Source organism: Nocardioides sp. LHD-245, assembly GCF_030929495.1.
In the GTDB taxonomy this organism is placed as follows: domain Bacteria; phylum Actinomycetota; class Actinomycetes; order Propionibacteriales; family Nocardioidaceae; genus Nocardioides.
Map to the genome: position 1 here is coordinate 50,022 of NZ_JAVFWN010000006.1, position 14,230 is coordinate 64,251.

Genomic DNA, 14,230 nt, shown 5'->3' on the forward strand with positions numbered 1-14,230 from the left:
CGTTCTCGTTGAGGGCTCACTGTCACCGTGCCATCGGGGGTCCGGGTGCACCGTCCGTTCCTCGTCCCTGGAGGCACCATGTCCCCCCGCGTTCGTCGCGCAGCCCTGATCCTGCTCGCGCCGGTGACGACTCTCCTGCTGGCGCTGGCCGTCCTCACCGTGCCCAGCGGTGCCGCCGCGGCCGACCCGCTCCCCCCGGTGACCAACGCACTGCCGCCGACGATCAGCGGCACGGCGAGCTCCGGCGAGGTGCTGCAGGTGGACCCGGGCGTGTGGGATCCGGCCGCGGGGACCGGGTTCGCGTACCAGTGGTACTCGAACGGCAACGTGATCGCCGGCGCGACGGCGGCGACGTACACGCCGAGCGTGAGCCCCTGGCAGAGCCTCAACTGGCCCGAGTTCAGCGTGCGGGTCACCGCCTCGCACGAGGGCTACACCGACGGGTCCGCGACGTCGGCCGCGGTCACGGTCAAGGCGTCGAACGGGGCTCCGACACCGTCGAACACGACGCCCCCGGTCATCACGAACACGGCCGGCTCGGGTGCGCCCGTCACCGGGGTTCCCCTCACCACCGACCACGGGACCTGGAGCGCCGGCGGCGCCTTCGCCCGGCAGTGGCTCGTCGAGGGCGCGCCCGTCCCGGGAGCCAACGGGCCGTCGTACACGCCTGGGGCCGGCGACGCCGGCAAGCAGATCTCGGTCCGCGTCTACAACACCGTCGGCGGCCTGACCGGCATCGCGACCTCCGCACCGACCGCCGCCACCCTGGGCGCTCCGGCCCAGGTCGCCCAGCCGTCCGCCGTCCGCGGCGACCGGGCGGTGACGGTGTCGTGGACGGCTCCGGCCGACCACGGCTCCCCCATCACCAGCTACACCGTCGTCGCCAGCCCCGGCGGCAAGGCGTGCGCCGCCACCGACGGCCTCAGCTGCACCGTCACCGGCCTCCAGAACGGCCAGGCCTACACGTTCACGGTCGTGGCGAGCAGTGCATTGGGCAACAGCCCGGCCTCGCCGGCGTCCGCCGCGGTGACACCGGCAGGCCTGCCCGGGGCGCCGGGCACCCCGGTCGCGGAGCGCGGCAACGAGTCGGCGACCGTCACCTGGCCGGCCGCCGACGGCAACGGCGCCGAGATCACGGGCTACACGGTCACCGCGAGCCCCGGCGGCAGCGAGGTCACCGTCGCCGGCGGTACGACGACCGCGGGCGTCACCGGCCTGACGAACGGCACCGCCTACACCTTCACCGTGGTCGCCACGAGCGCCGTGGGCGACAGCGCGGCGTCCGCGGCCTCCAACAGCGTCGTCCCGGTGGGCGTTCCCCACCGCGTGGTCCGGCCGGTCGCGACCGCCGGCGACGGGACCGCGACCGTGACCTGGACCGAGGAGGGCAACGAGGGTCAGGACGTCACGACGTACACCGTGACCACCTCTCCGGGCGACACCATCGTCACGGTCGCCGGGGACAAGCGCACCGCCACCGTGACCGGCCTCGCCAACGGCACCGCCTACACGTTCACCGTGGCCGCCACGAACGCCAGCGGCGCCGGTCCGGCCTCCGAGCCGTCCGCGGCGGTCACCCCCGCAGGCGCCCCGCTCGCGGTCGCCAAGCCGATCGTGGCCCGTGGCAACCAGTCGGCCACCGTGGCCTGGACGGCGGCGAACGGCAACGGCTCGCCCGTCACCGGCTACACCGTCACCACCACGCCCGGCGGCACGTCCGTGACCGTCGACGGCTCCACGACCCACGCGACGGTCACCGGGCTCACCAACGGGACCACCTACACCTTCACCGTACGGGCCAGCAACGCGATCGGCGACGGCCCCGCCTCGGCGCCGTCCGCCGGCGTCGTGCCGGCCACCGTCCCGACCCAGGTCGCCCGACCGAGCGCGGAGCGCCGCGACGGCGCCGCGCGGATCACCTGGACCGCGGCCGACGGCAACGGCCACCCGGTCACGGCGTACACGGTCAAGGCCGCTCCGGGCGGGCGGACCGTGATCGTCGACGGCACCTCGACCGCGGCCACGGTCGACGGTCTCGACAACGGCATCGCGTACACCTTCACGGTGGTCGCCACCAACACCCTCGGCTCCGGCGCCGTCTCCGAGCCGTCGACCGAGGTCGTCCCCGCCGGCCGCCCCGGTACCGTCGCCAAGCCGGCCGCCGTGCGCGGCAACGCATCCGCAACGGTCACCTGGACCGCGACCGGCGGCAACGGCTCACCCATCACGGGCTACACGGTCACTGCCGCCCCCGGCGGCAGGTCCGCCACGGTCGACGGCGACGCCACCTCGACGACGGTCGACGGTCTCGACAACGGCACGGCCTACACCTTCACCGTCACCGCCGCCAACGACGTGGGCGACGGCACGCCGTCGCAGCCGTCGAACGCGGTCACCCCGGCCGCGGCGCCGGGCCAGGTCGCCGCTCCCTCCGCGACCCGGGGCGACGGCGCCGCCGTCGTCACCTGGACCGCGGCCCCGGGGAACGGCTCGGCCATCACGGGCTACACCGTGAGGGCCCATCCCGGGGAGCGGCCGGTCGACGTCGCCGGCACCGGCACCACCGCTCTGGTCGACGGTCTGGACAACGGCACGGCCTACACCTTCACCGTGACGGCCAGCAACCTGCTCGGCACCGGCCCGGCGTCGGCGTCGTCGAACGCGGTCACCCCGGCCGGCGTACCCGGCACGGTCGCCAAACCCACCGCCGTCCGCGGCGACGCATCGGCCGTCGTCACCTGGAGCGCGGCGAACGGCAACGGCGCCGCGGTCGAGCGCTACACCGTCCTCAGCTCACCCGCGGGCGGCGCGTGCGCGACGACCGCCGGCCTGAGCTGCACGGTGACCGGCCTGACCAACGGCACGGCCTACACCTTCACCGTCATCGCCACCAACCCCGTCGGCAACAGTGCGGCGTCGGTCCCCTCCGACGCGGTCACGCCCGAGGTCGTGTCCGCCCAGGCACCAGGAGCGCCGGCCACCGTGCGCGCCCAGCGCGGCGACCGGTCCGCCACGGTCAGCTGGACCACGGCCGACGGCAACGGCTCCCCGGTCACCGGCTACGTCGTGACGACCCATCCCGGCGGCCAGCAGACGACGGTCGGCGCCACCGTGCGCGAGATCGTCGTCCCGGGCCTCGTCAACGGGACGTCGTACACCTTCACGGTGACCGCGACGACGGCCGCCGGGGCGGGTCTCGCCTCGGCGCCGTCCAACAGCGTGGTCCCCGCCCGCCGGCCGGGTCGGGTCGCCAAGCCCACCGCCACCGTCAAGGGCGAGCGCCCTCGGCTGGTCGTGAGGTGGCGCGAGCCGTCCGCACAGGGCGCGCCGCTGACGCAGTACACCGTCCGCGTCAACGGGCGGTCGTGGGTGGTCGCGGCGTCCAAGCACCGGCTCGTCCTGCGGAAGCTCGCCGCGGGCACCTACCGGGTGAGCGTGGTCGCGACGAACGAGCTGGGTGACGCCAAGGCGAGCCGGACGACGACGGTGCGGGTACGCCGGCCCTAGCGACCGTGCTGCGCCACCCACGACGCGTGCAGACGCGCATAGGGGGTGTCCGCCTGCCGCACGAGCTCGTCGTGCGGACCGTGCTGGACGATCCGGCCGCGGTCGACGACGACCACGACGTCGGCGGCCTCCGCGGTCGAGAGCCGGTGGGCGATGGTGACCGAGGTGCGCCCGCTCATCAGCCGTTCGAGCGCCCGGCCGATCCGGGTCTCCAGCTCGGGGTCGACGGCGCTGGTGGCCTCGTCGAGGACGAGCAGGTCCGGGTCGGCGAGCTGGGCACGCAGCAGTGCCACGAGCTGCCGCTCCCCCGTCGACAGCGCCTCGCCCCGCTGACCGACCCGGGTCTCGACACCCTCCGGCAGACCGGCCAGCCAGTCGCCGAGACCGATCGTCCGAGCGGCCTCGCTGATCTCCGCCTCCGTGGCGCCGAGGCGGCCGTAGCGGACATTGGCGGCCAGGGTGTCGTCGAAGAGGAAGCCCTCCTGGGGCACGAGCACCACGCTGCGGCGCAGCGCGCCCTCGGCGATCTCGCGCAGGTCGATGCCGTCGAGCAGCACCCGTCCCCGGCCGGGATCCATCAGCCGGGTCAACAGCTTGGCGATCGTCGACTTGCCGGATCCGGTCTCGCCGACGACCGCGACCCGCTGGCCGGCGGGGATCTCGAGGTCGATGTCGCTCAGCACCGCCGGTCCCCCGGGATAGGCGAAGGAGACACCGTCGAACCGGACGTCGATCGCGCCCTTCGGCAGGCTCTGCCCGTCGGGGCCGGGATCGAGCAGGTCCGCCGGAGTGTCCAGGATGCCGATCACCCGACGCCAGCCGGCGATGGCGTTCTGGGCGTCGGTGAGGATCTGGGTGCCCATCTGGACCGGGCCGACGAACAGGGTGACCAAGAACGCGAAGGCGAGCACCTCGCCGGCGGTGATCCCCTCTCCCCACGCGAAGCCCTGGCCCAGCCAGATCCCGACGATCAGCACCCCCGCATTGGCGATGCCGGCCGAGATGCCGCCGAGGCTGAACGAGAACGCGGTGAACCCCTGGGCGCGGGTGCTCGCCGTCTTGTGGGTGTCGATCGCGGTGTCGATCCGCTCCTGCGTGCGCGCCTCGATCGCATAGGACTTCACGACCGCCGCGCCCACCACCGGCTCGGAGACGGCCGAGAGCAGCACGCCCACCTGGCGTCGTACGGTGCCGTAGGCCGCGGCCAGCTTGCGCTGGAAGTAGCGCAGGCTCAAGAAGAGCGGCGCGAAGCAGATCCAGACCACGAGCGCGAGCTGCCAGCTGTAGAAGACCATCACGACGGTCGCGATGAGCATCTGACCGATGCTGACGACGAAGATCAGGCCACCGAAGACGAGGAACTGGCTGACCTGGTCGACGTCGCTCGTCACGCGGGACACGAGCGCCCCGCGGCGCTCGGTGTTCTGGGTGAGCAGCGGGAGGTCGTGGACGTGGCGGAACGCCTTGACCCGCAGCGTCGCCAGCCCGCGCTCGGCGGAGGAGAACAGCCGGGCCGTCATGGCGTACGACGCCCAGCTGGTCACCACGATCGCGACCGCCGAGGCGAGCGCGAGCCACGTGGTGAAGGTCGGGTCGGGGCCACCGGATCCGCGCAGGCCCTTGTCGACGGTCTGCTGGACCGCGATCGGGACGACGACCTGGCCCACCGAGGCGAGCACCGCGAGGGTGAGCGTCCAGCCGACGCCCTCCACGAGCTCGGGCGAGTGACGGATGCCGCGGCGGATCGTCTCCCAGGCTCCGATGTCCTCGCCCGTCGCGAGACGGGTGTGCTCCGGGGTGCCCGGCTCCGTGTTCAGGGTGGTGCTCACGGGGCGACCTCCACGACGTCGTTCTCGTGCTCGGTCTCGTAGGCGTTGACGAGCCGGGCGTAGTCGGCGTTGCGGGCGACCAGCTCGTCGTGCGGTCCGCGGTCGGCGATCCGGCCGTCGACGAGGTAGAGCACCTCGTCGGCCAGCCCGATCGTCGCCTTGCGGTAGGCGACGACCACGAGGGTGGTGTCCTCGGCTCCGAGACCCGCGAGGATCCGGGCCTCGACCTCCGGGTCGACCGCGGAGGTGGCGTCGTCGAGCACGAGCAGCCGCGGGCGCCGCACCAGCGCCCGCGCCAGGGCGAGTCGCTGCCGCTGGCCGCCGGACAGGGAGGTGCCGCGCTCCCCCAGACGGGTGTCGAGCCCCGCCGGCAGGGCGGCGACGAAGCCGTCGGCCTGGGCCGTGCGCAAGGCCGCCCAGACCTCGTCGTCCGTGGTGTCCGTGGCTCCCACCCGACGTCCCAGCGTCACATTGCCGCGGACGGTGTCGTCGAAGAGGAAGGCCGTCTGGGGTACGACGGCCAGCGTCTCGGCGAGCCCGCCGCGATGCACCTCGCGCAGGTCGATGCCGTCGATCCGGATCGCACCGGCGTCGACGTCGACCAGGCGGGCGAGCAGGCCGACCAGGGTGCTCTTGCCCGACGCGGTGGCGCCGACGAGGGCCACCGTGCGGGCCGGGGCGACGTCGAAGCTCACCTCGCGCAGCAGCGGCCGGCCGGCGACGTAGCCGAACGCCGCCCCATCGACCTCGAGCCGGGCTCCGCCCGCGCGCGTCGGCAGCGGCCGGTCGCCGTACTCCATCGCGCCGGTGGCGGCCAGGACGGCGGCCACCCGTCGGTAGCCGACGACGCTGCGCGGGAAGTCGCCCAGCAGCCAGCCGATCGAGCGGATCGGGAACGCAACGACGGTCAGCAGGTAGGACACCGTCACGACGTCGCCGGCGACGGTCGCGCCGGACACGACGCGGTGGACGCCGACCACCAGGACGACCAGCACCGCCAGGCTCGGCAGCGCGGCGAGCGCCGGGTCGAAGGCGGCCCGGATCCGGCCGACCCGGATGTTGGCCTCGCGCAGCTCCTCGGCCTTGGCCCGGAACCGCCGGGTCTCCTCGGGCTCGCGGCCGAGCGTCTTGACGACGAGCGCCCCGTCGAACGACTCGTGGGCGATCTCGGAGAGCTCGGCGCGCAACTCCTGCGCGCGCGTCGCCCAGCCCTGGGCGAGCCGCTGGTAGACGATGTTGACGACGATGACCAGGGGGAAGACCAGCAGGCCGACCGCGGCCAGCGCCAGGTCGGTGACCAGCATCTGCACCACGGCGATCACCATCATCGCCACCGTGCCGACGGCCATCGGGAGCGGCGCGATCGGGCCCCAGGCCGCCTCGACATCGGCGTTGGCGTTGGACAGCAGCTCGCCGGTCGGGTGCTTCTGGTGCCACGCCATCGGAAGCCGGAGGTACTGGCGGGTGACGGCGCGACGGCTGTGCGCCTGCATCCGGTACTGCATGACCCCCGCGCCCAGGCGCCGCGCCACGATCCCGACGGCCCGCAGGATCGCCACGCCGACGAACAGTCCGAGCACCGCCCAGAGCAGCCCCGCCCCGATCTCGCCGTCCCGGAAGGCCGGGATCACCACATGGTCCGTCGACCAGCCGAGCACCCAGGCGTCCGCGACGGTCAGCGCGCCGAAGAGGACGCTCCCGACGGTCGAGACCGCGAAGATCCACGGCTCCCGCTTGATGGCCACCCAGAGCACGCCGAAGCCGGCGGACGTCGTACCGGTTCCTGCGCTCACTTCACCCCGCAACCCGCTGTCGCGCGAGCCTATTCCTCACGAGACGATGCGTACGTCGCAGAGTGCCTGCTGCTCGACCGCGCGTCCGAGTCGAGCGTCCGAGGTGACCAGCGGTACGCCGAGCGAGCGGGCCAGCGCCACGTAGAAGCCATCGGTCACCCGAATGCTGCCGCGCAGCCGCCACGCCTCCGACAGCAGCAGATGACTGTCGTGCCGCACGATCGGCATCTCCCCGAACACCCGCAGCGCACCGTCGGTGCCGCGTCGCCCGGCTCTCGCGCGGCGAGCCAGCGCGGACAACACCTCGGCCGTGACGAGATCAGGCGCGTCGAGCGGACCGCCACCGACGATCTCTCGGGTTCTCGCTGCAATCGCGGTGGACTCGAGCAGGTCGACGACCGACGAGGCGTCAATCACCATGCGCATCGTCGACGTCCTCCCAACGCATGCCGAACTCGTCGCGCACCTCGTCCATGATGCGGTGGTGCTCCTCGCGAGGGATCTCTTCGAGCGGCGGATTCGCCCGGACCCGTTCCATCCATGCGCGCAGGTCCCGACGTTGCAGCTCGGTCTCGATCGCCTCCTGGGTCAGCTTCGACACGTTGAGCCCCGCCTCCCGCGCACGAACGGCCAGCTCGTCGGGAACGTAGACGTTGAGGCGTGCCATACACACATGCTACACACTTTCGATGGGCCGGAGTGCTCTCGCCCGTTGGCCTCTCGTGCGGTCCCGGCGTCGGAGGACCGGTTTCCGGCAGACCCGGGTGCCGTCGATCACCAGCGCCGAGAAGGTGCGCTCTGCACAGTCCCAGAACATGAGGGCACCCGAGAAGGAATGATCGACGAGAAGTGTTCCGACGAGATAGGACAGCCACGGCTCGATCGCATCGATCCGTATGTAGGTGTCGTCATTCATGTCGAGACAGCAGCCCTCCGGGCATGAGACCCAGGGGCTCGGGCCGTCCGGATGCCCAGGAGCCAACTGGTCGACGAGCGCCGACGGCGTGTCGTCGACCGCCGGCCGAAGGCTCGCCGCTGCGATCGCCTGCAGGAGATCCATGGCGTCGCGACTCAGGTGCGGTGCGATCTGGAGGGCGCCGCTGATGACGACGCCGTCCGATGGGTGAAGCGGTGCATGCACGATGACTCCCGAGAAGAGGTGCGGATGGGAGCTCCACCCTGCACGCGCCAAGCGCGCCCCGCCAGCCCCGATCCGAGAACCTGTGGATGACCGCACGCACGATCGCGACGATCGGCGCATGCTGCTGGCATGGACATTCTCGGTACCCGCCCCGCGCTCCTCTGCCTCACCGTCGCCGTGCTGCTGAGCGGCTGCGCCGGCGCCGGGGTGGGCGAGCCCGACCTGCGCACGCCTCCTGCCCGCGACCTGCCGTCGGGATCCGTCGGCGACCTCGCCGACGAGGGCGCCGAGGGACCGGCTGCCTCGTGACGGCGGGCGTGGCTAGGTGACGACCGGGGCGACGATCCGCACGCTCATGTGGAAGGTCGAGGTGGCGCCCTCGATGATGACGAGGAAGCCGTCGCGGCCGTCGCGGAAGATCTCGCGCTTCTGCTCCGACCACGGGTCCGGCGGGTCGAACTCACGGGCGGCACGGGCGGCGGCGAGCATCGCCGTCGTCCGGTCGGCGTGCTCCGCCTGGCCGATCCGGACGACGGTGGGCGGCTTGGCCTGGCCCTGGTTGGAGTACTCGATGGCCACCCGCCAGGGCCCGCGGCCGCCGAGCTCGTCCTCGGTGGGCGGCGCGGCGCCGGGCTCGGGGGCGTCGCCCGGCTGGTACACGTCGTAGCTCATGGCCGCACCCTCCCGCTCACCGGACCGGCACACCTGCCGCGGACAGCGAGGACTTCACGTCCGCGATCCGCAGCGTGCCGAAGTGAAAGACCGTCGCGGCGAGGACGGCGTCCGCGCCGGCCTCGACGGCGGGCGGGAAGTGCTCGACCGCACCGGCGCCGCCGGACGCGATGACAGGGATCGAGACCTCCCCGCGCACCTTGCGGATCAGCTCGAGGTCGAAGCCGTCGGTGGTGCCGTCGGCGTCCATCGCGTTGAGGAGGATCTCGCCGGCGCCGAGCTCGGCTGCCCGGGCCGCCCACGCGATCGCGTCGATCCCGGCGGACCGGCGGCCGCCATGGGTGGTGACCTCGAAGCCCGAGTCCCCCGGCGCCTCCGCGCCGGCCGGGACCCGGCGGGCATCGACGGAGAGGACCAGCACCTGGTTGCCGAACCGTCCGGCGATCTCCGAGATCAGCTCCGGGCGGCGGATGGCGGCGGTGTTGACGGCGATCTTGTCGGCCCCCGCCCGCAACAGCCGGTCGACGTCGTCGACCGAGGAGATCCCGCCACCCACGGTCAGCGGGATGAAGACCTGCTCGGCGGTGGCCGACACGATGTCCATCGTCGTCGCCCGTCCCTCGTGGGACGCGGAGATGTCGAGGAAGGTGAGCTCGTCGGCGCCCTCGGCGTCGTAGAGCCGGGCCAGCTCGACCGGGTCGCCGGCGTCGCGCAGCGCCTGGAAGTTGACGCCCTTCACGACCCGACCCCCGTCGACGTCGAGGCACGGGATCACCCGCACGGCCAACGTCATCGCAGGGCCGCCCGCGTCATACCAGCCCGCCCCGGGTCAGCTCGAGCGCGTCCTCGAGGGTGAACTGCCCGGTGTAGAGGGCGGTCCCGGCGATCGCGCCCTCGACACCGACCGGGACGAGCTCCATCAGCGCGCGGATGTCGTCGAGGGTGGTGACGCCGCCGGAGGCGACGACCGGGCTGGAGGTCGCGGCGCACACGTCCCGCAGCAGTTGCAGGTTCGGGCCCTGGAGCATGCCGTCCTTGTTGACGTCGGTGACGACATAGCGGGCGCAGCCCTCGGCGTCGAGGCGGGCAAGGGTCTCGTAGAGGTCCCCGCCCTCCTTGGTCCACCCACGCGCGGCCAGGGTGCGGCCGCGGACGTCGAGGCCGACGGCCACCCGGTCGCCGTACGTCGCGATGGCGCGTGCGCACCACTCCGGCTGCTCCAGGGCGGCGGTGCCGATGTTGACCCGGCGGCACCCGGTGGCCATCGCGGCCTCCAGCGACTCGTCGTCGCGGATGCCGCCGCTCATCTCGACCTGGATGTCGAGGCGGCCGACGATCTCGGCCTGCAGCTCGCGGTTGTTGCCCTCACCGAAGGCGGCGTCGAGGTCGACGAGGTGGATCCACTCCGCCCCGGCCTCCTGCCACCGGAGGGCGGCCTCGACGGGGTCGCCGAACCGCTTCTCGGAGCCGGCGACGCCCTGTACCAGCTGGACGGCCTGGCCCCCCTTGACGTCGACGGCCGGCAGCATCTCCAAGTAGTCGGTCATGTGATCCCTCTCTGGACGTGCGGGGTGCTCACAGTGACGTCACCCAGTTCCTCAGCAGTTGGGCGCCCGCGTCCCCCGACTTCTCCGGGTGGAACTGCGTAGCGCAGAGCGGTCCGTTCTCGACGGCCGCGACGAAACGGTCGGCGGCGCCGGCGGGGCCGTGCTCGGCCCAGGTCACCAGCGGTTGGAAGCGGTCGGGCGTGCGGTCGTTGGTGACCAGCGTCCACGCGCGCACGCCGTAGGAGTGCACGAAGTAGAACCGCTCGTCCTCGATCCCGTCGAACAGCCGGGTCCCGGCAGGCACGTCGACCGTGTTCCAGCCCATGTGCGGGACGATCGGCGCCTGGAGCCGCTCGACCACACCCGGCCACTCGCCGCAGCCGTCGGTCTCGACGCCGTGCTCGATGCCCTTCTCGAACAGGATCTGCATGCCGACACAGATGCCGAGCACCGGACGGCCGCCGGACAGCCGGCGCGCGATGACTCGCTCGCCGCGGATCGCGCGCAGCCCGCGCATGCAGGCCTCGTACGCGCCGACCCCCGGGACGAGCAGCCCGTCGGCCTCCATCGCCGCGTCGAGATCGCCGGTCAGGGTGACATCCGCCCCGGCGCGCTCGACGGCGCGCACGGCGGAGCGCAGGTTGCCGGAGCCGTAGTCGAGGACGACGACGGACGGAGCGCTCACAGAGCGCCCTTCGTGGACGGGATGCCGGTCTCGCGCGGGTCGATCGCGACCGCGTCGCGGAACGCCCGGGCGAACGCCTTGAACTGCGTCTCCACGATGTGGTGCGGCTCGCGGCCCGCGAGCACCCGCACGTGCAGCGCGAAGTGGCCGTGGAACGCGATCGACTCGAAGACGTGCTGGGTGAGCGAGCCGAGGTAGGACACCCCGGAGCCACCGAGCTGGACGTACTGCTGGCCCTCCGGCTCGCCGGTGTGGACGCAGTACGGCCGCCCCGACACGTCGACCACCGCGTGCACGAGCGCCTCGTCGAGCGGCACGGTCGCGTCGCCGAAGCGCCGGATGCCCTTCTTGTCCCCCAGCGCCGCGCGCAGGGCCTGGCCGAGCGCGATGGCGGTGTCCTCGACGGTGTGGTGGGCATCGATGTGGACGTCGCCCTCGGTCCGCACGGTGAGGTCGACCAGCGCGTGGCGCGCGAACGCGGTGAGCATGTGGTCGTAGAAGCCGACGCCCGTGGAGATGTCGTGCTTGCCGGCGCCGTCGAGGTCGACCTCGACGATGACCGTCGACTCGCTGGTCTGCCGCTCACAGCGTCCGATCCTGGGGGTGGCGGTCCTGGCAGTCATGCGCGCTCTCCATCTACGTCGGTCAGTGCGGCCCGGAAGGCCGCCATCTCGTCGGGGGTGCCGACCGAGACCCGCAGCCACCCCTCGGGCCCGGTCTCCCGGATCAGGACTCCCCGGTCGAGGAGACCCTGCCAGACAGCATGACGGTCGGCGAATCGACCGAACAACACGAAATTGGCGTCCGAGTCGGCGACGTCGTACCCCTCGGCGCGGAGCCCGTCGACCAGTGCGTCCCGCTCGCGGCGCAGGTCCTCGACCTTGCCGAGCAGCTCCGGCGCGTGCCCGAGCGCCGCCAGCGCGACCGCCTGGGTGACGGCGGAGAGGTGGTAGGGCAGCCGCACGACCCGGATCGCGTCGCAGATCTCCGGCGCGGCGGCGAGATAGCCCAGCCGCAGCCCGGCGCCCGCGAACGCCTTGCTCATCGTGCGGGTCACGACCAGGTTGCGGTACGACGACAGCAGCTCGAGTGCACTCGGGACACCGGTGCGCCGGAACTCGCCGTACGCCTCGTCGACGACAACGATGCCGTTGACGTCATGGTCCCCGGCGGCCTCGCAGAGCATGCCGACCGCGTCGGGCGGCAGCGCCGTCCCGGTCGGGTTGTTGGGACTGGGCAGCAGGATCACGCTCGGCTGCTCGGTCTTGACCAGGTCGCGCGCGGCGTCGAGGTCGAGCGTGAAGTCGTCGGCGCGGCGGCCGGCCACCCAGCGGGTGTTGGTGTCGCGGGCGTACTCGGGGTACATCGAGTAGGTCGGCGCGAAGCTGACCGCCGTGCGCCCCGGGCCGCCGAAGGCCTGCAGCAGCTGCAGCATGATCTCGTTGGACCCGTTGGCCGCCCACACCTGCTCGGGGACGATGCCCGCGGGCGTGTCCTTCGAGAGGTACGCCGCGAGCGCGGTGCGCAGGGCGACGAACTCCCGGTCCGGGTAGCGGTTGAGCGTGACCGCCGCCTCCGCGGCCGCGGTCGCGATGTCCGCGACGCAGGCCGGCGAGGGACCGTAGGGGTTCTCGTTGACGTTGAGCTGGACCGGGACGTCGAGCTGCGGAGCGCCGTAGGGCTCGATGCCGCGCAGCTCGTCGCGCAGCGGCGGCCAGCCGCCGGCGGTGGCTGCGGTCATCGCGCGGACCGGACCGTGATGGCCGCCCCGTGACCGGGCAGGTCCTCGGCCTCGGCGAGGGTCACCACGTGGGCGGCTACGTCGGCGAGGGCCTGGGCCGAGTAGTCGATGACGTGCACGGACTTGGTGAACGCCCGGACCGAGAGCCCCGAGGAGTGGCAGGCGCAGCCCGCCGTCGGGAGCACGTGGTTGGACCCGGCGCAGTAGTCGCCGAGGCTGACCGGGGCGTGCGGGCCGACGAAGATCGCGCCCGCGTTGCGGACCCGGGCCGCCCACGCGGCGGCGTCCTCGGTGTGGATCTCGAGGTGCTCGGCGGCGTAGGCGTTGACGACAGCCAGGCCCTGCTCGAGGTCGCGGACCAGCACGATGCCGGACTGCCTGCCGCCGAGCGAGGTCGTGATCCGCTCGCTGTGCTTGGTCGCGGCGACCTGCTGGTCGAGCTCCGCCTCGACCTCGGCGGCCAGCCGCTCCGAGGTGGTGACGAGGACGGAGGCGGCCAGCGGGTCGTGCTCGGCCTGGCTGATCAGGTCGGCGGCGACATAGGCGGCATTGCCGGTGTCGTCGGCGAGGATCGCGATCTCGGTGGGACCGGCCTCGGAGTCGATGCCGACCTGGCCCTTGAGGATCCGCTTGGCGGTGACCACCCAGATGTTGCCCGGACCGGTGACCAGATCAACACGGGCGACGCGCCGGCAGGGATCTGCGTCATTGAGGCCGTAGGCGAACATCGCGATCGCCTGGGCGCCGCCGACGGCGTACACCTCCTCGACGCCGAGCAGCGCGCAGGCCGCCAGGATGGTCGGGTGGACCGAGCCCCCGAACTCCTTCTGGGGCGGGCTCGCGAGCGCGATCGACTCGACGCCCGCGGTCTGTGCGGGGACGACGTTCATCAGCACGGACGAGACCAGGGGGGCGAGGCCGCCGGGGACGTAGAGGCCGACCCGGCCGACCGGCACCTTGCGGTGGGTCACGCGAGCGCCGGGGCCGAGGTCGGTGACGGCGTCCTGCTCCAGCTCGTTGGCACAGGTCGCGCGCAGCCGACGGATCGACTCCTCGAGGCCGGCCCGGATGTCGGGATCGAGGTTGTCGAGCGCCGCCCGCATCGCGGCCGGCGCGACCCGGATGTCGTCGACGCGCACGCCGTCGAACCTCTCCCCGAACTCCACGATCGCGTCCATCCCTCGAGTGCGGACCTCCTCGCAGATCGCATGCACCGCCGGCACCGCAGCCTCGATGTCGAAGTCGGCACGGGGCACTGCTGCGCGATAGTCGACGTCGGAGGCGGCGTCACGCAGGTCGATGCGGCGGATCAGGG

14 protein-coding genes are annotated in these 14,230 nt (G+C 72.8%); 2 read left to right on the forward strand and 12 right to left on the reverse strand.

Features of this window, described 5'->3' with window-relative positions; genetic code table 11:
- Window positions 1-78 precede the first annotated feature (78 nt).
- Window positions 79-3,507: a fibronectin type III domain-containing protein gene (locus RB608_RS10835; protein WP_308087901.1), complete on the forward strand. Its 3,429-nt coding sequence runs from the start codon at window positions 79-81 to the stop codon at window positions 3,505-3,507.
- Here the strand turns inward: RB608_RS10835 and RB608_RS10840 are convergent.
- From RB608_RS10840 to RB608_RS10860, 5 genes are read right to left on the reverse strand one after another with little or no spacing between them, the layout of a single operon-like run.
- The gene (locus RB608_RS10840) at window positions 3,504-5,336 is read right to left on the reverse strand and encodes an ABC transporter ATP-binding protein (protein WP_308087903.1); all 1,833 of its coding nucleotides are present in this window, start codon (window positions 5,334-5,336) and stop codon (window positions 3,504-3,506) included. The two genes, RB608_RS10835 and RB608_RS10840, sit on opposite strands and share 4 nt — an antisense overlap.
- Window positions 5,333-7,129 (reverse strand): ABC transporter ATP-binding protein, encoded by a 1,797-nt coding sequence (locus tag RB608_RS10845; protein ID WP_308087905.1) that lies wholly within the window; start codon window positions 7,127-7,129, stop codon window positions 5,333-5,335. Before RB608_RS10845 ends, RB608_RS10840 begins: the two co-directional genes overlap by 4 nt.
- 36 nt (window positions 7,130-7,165) lie before the next feature.
- Window positions 7,166-7,555: a type II toxin-antitoxin system VapC family toxin gene (locus RB608_RS10850; RefSeq protein WP_308087906.1), complete on the reverse strand. Its 390-nt coding sequence runs from the start codon at window positions 7,553-7,555 to the stop codon at window positions 7,166-7,168.
- Window positions 7,539-7,796: a type II toxin-antitoxin system CcdA family antitoxin gene (locus tag RB608_RS10855; RefSeq protein ID WP_308087908.1), complete on the reverse strand. Its 258-nt coding sequence runs from the start codon at window positions 7,794-7,796 to the stop codon at window positions 7,539-7,541. The genes RB608_RS10850 and RB608_RS10855 overlap by 17 nt, the downstream gene beginning before the upstream one ends.
- Before the next feature lie 9 nt (window positions 7,797-7,805).
- Window positions 7,806-8,189 (reverse strand): hypothetical protein, encoded by a 384-nt coding sequence (locus RB608_RS10860; RefSeq protein ID WP_308087909.1) that lies wholly within the window; start codon window positions 8,187-8,189, stop codon window positions 7,806-7,808.
- 210 nt (window positions 8,190-8,399) lie between these two features.
- Here RB608_RS10860 and RB608_RS10865 point away from each other — a divergent pair, with 210 nt between their 5' ends.
- The gene (locus RB608_RS10865; RefSeq protein WP_308087911.1) at window positions 8,400-8,579 is read left to right on the forward strand and encodes a hypothetical protein; all 180 of its coding nucleotides are present in this window, start codon (window positions 8,400-8,402) and stop codon (window positions 8,577-8,579) included.
- A 12-nt stretch (window positions 8,580-8,591) separates the two neighbouring features.
- On the opposite strand, the gene RB608_RS10870 is transcribed toward RB608_RS10865, so the two are convergent.
- From RB608_RS10870 to hisD, 7 genes are read right to left on the reverse strand one after another with little or no spacing between them, the layout of a single operon-like run.
- Complete coding sequence (locus tag RB608_RS10870; protein WP_308087912.1) at window positions 8,592-8,942, reverse strand: hypothetical protein; 351 nt, start codon at window positions 8,940-8,942, stop codon at window positions 8,592-8,594.
- Window positions 8,943-8,958: 16 nt separating this feature from the next.
- On the reverse strand, window positions 8,959-9,735 hold the full coding sequence (gene hisF, locus RB608_RS10875) for an imidazole glycerol phosphate synthase subunit HisF (protein ID WP_308087913.1): 777 nt from the start codon (window positions 9,733-9,735) through the stop codon (window positions 8,959-8,961).
- A 16-nt stretch (window positions 9,736-9,751) separates the two neighbouring features.
- Window positions 9,752-10,489, reverse strand: a complete 738-nt coding sequence (gene priA / locus RB608_RS10880) for a bifunctional 1-(5-phosphoribosyl)-5-((5-phosphoribosylamino)methylideneamino)imidazole-4-carboxamide isomerase/phosphoribosylanthranilate isomerase PriA (RefSeq protein ID WP_308087914.1) — start codon at window positions 10,487-10,489, stop codon at window positions 9,752-9,754.
- A gap of 28 nt (window positions 10,490-10,517) precedes the next feature.
- Entirely contained in the window at window positions 10,518-11,174 is a 657-nt protein-coding gene (hisH, locus tag RB608_RS10885; protein WP_308087915.1) for an imidazole glycerol phosphate synthase subunit HisH, read from the reverse strand.
- Window positions 11,171-11,797 (reverse strand): imidazoleglycerol-phosphate dehydratase HisB, encoded by a 627-nt coding sequence (gene hisB, locus RB608_RS10890; protein WP_308087917.1) that lies wholly within the window; start codon window positions 11,795-11,797, stop codon window positions 11,171-11,173. Before hisB ends, hisH begins: the two co-directional genes overlap by 4 nt.
- Entirely contained in the window at window positions 11,794-12,915 is a 1,122-nt protein-coding gene (locus RB608_RS10895; protein ID WP_308087918.1) for a histidinol-phosphate transaminase, read from the reverse strand. Before RB608_RS10895 ends, hisB begins: the two co-directional genes overlap by 4 nt.
- Window positions 12,912-14,228, reverse strand: a complete 1,317-nt coding sequence (gene hisD, locus RB608_RS10900; protein WP_308088195.1) for a histidinol dehydrogenase — start codon at window positions 14,226-14,228, stop codon at window positions 12,912-12,914. Before hisD ends, RB608_RS10895 begins: the two co-directional genes overlap by 4 nt.
- Window positions 14,229-14,230 lie beyond the last annotated feature (2 nt).

Bases quoted from the DNA above. Each gene is read 5' to 3' on its own strand.
- RB608_RS10835 (WP_308087901.1), top strand. From the start codon at position 79: ATGTCCCCCCGCGTTCGTCGCGCAGCCCTGATCCTGCTCGCGCCGGTG.
- RB608_RS10895 (WP_308087918.1), bottom strand. From the start codon at position 12,915: ATGACCGCAGCCACCGCCGGCGGCTGGCCGCCGCTGCGCGACGAGCTG.
- RB608_RS10865 (WP_308087911.1), top strand. From the start codon at position 8,400: ATGGACATTCTCGGTACCCGCCCCGCGCTCCTCTGCCTCACCGTCGCC.
- RB608_RS10855 (WP_308087908.1), bottom strand. From the start codon at position 7,796: ATGGCACGCCTCAACGTCTACGTTCCCGACGAGCTGGCCGTTCGTGCG.
- RB608_RS10850 (WP_308087906.1), bottom strand. From the start codon at position 7,555: ATGCGCATGGTGATTGACGCCTCGTCGGTCGTCGACCTGCTCGAGTCC.
- hisB (WP_308087917.1), bottom strand. From the start codon at position 11,797: ATGACTGCCAGGACCGCCACCCCCAGGATCGGACGCTGTGAGCGGCAG.
- hisF (WP_308087913.1), bottom strand. From the start codon at position 9,735: ATGACGTTGGCCGTGCGGGTGATCCCGTGCCTCGACGTCGACGGGGGT.
- priA (WP_308087914.1), bottom strand. From the start codon at position 10,489: ATGACCGACTACTTGGAGATGCTGCCGGCCGTCGACGTCAAGGGGGGC.
- RB608_RS10870 (WP_308087912.1), bottom strand. From the start codon at position 8,942: ATGAGCTACGACGTGTACCAGCCGGGCGACGCCCCCGAGCCCGGCGCC.
- RB608_RS10860 (WP_308087909.1), bottom strand. From the start codon at position 8,189: ATGGATCTCCTGCAGGCGATCGCAGCGGCGAGCCTTCGGCCGGCGGTC.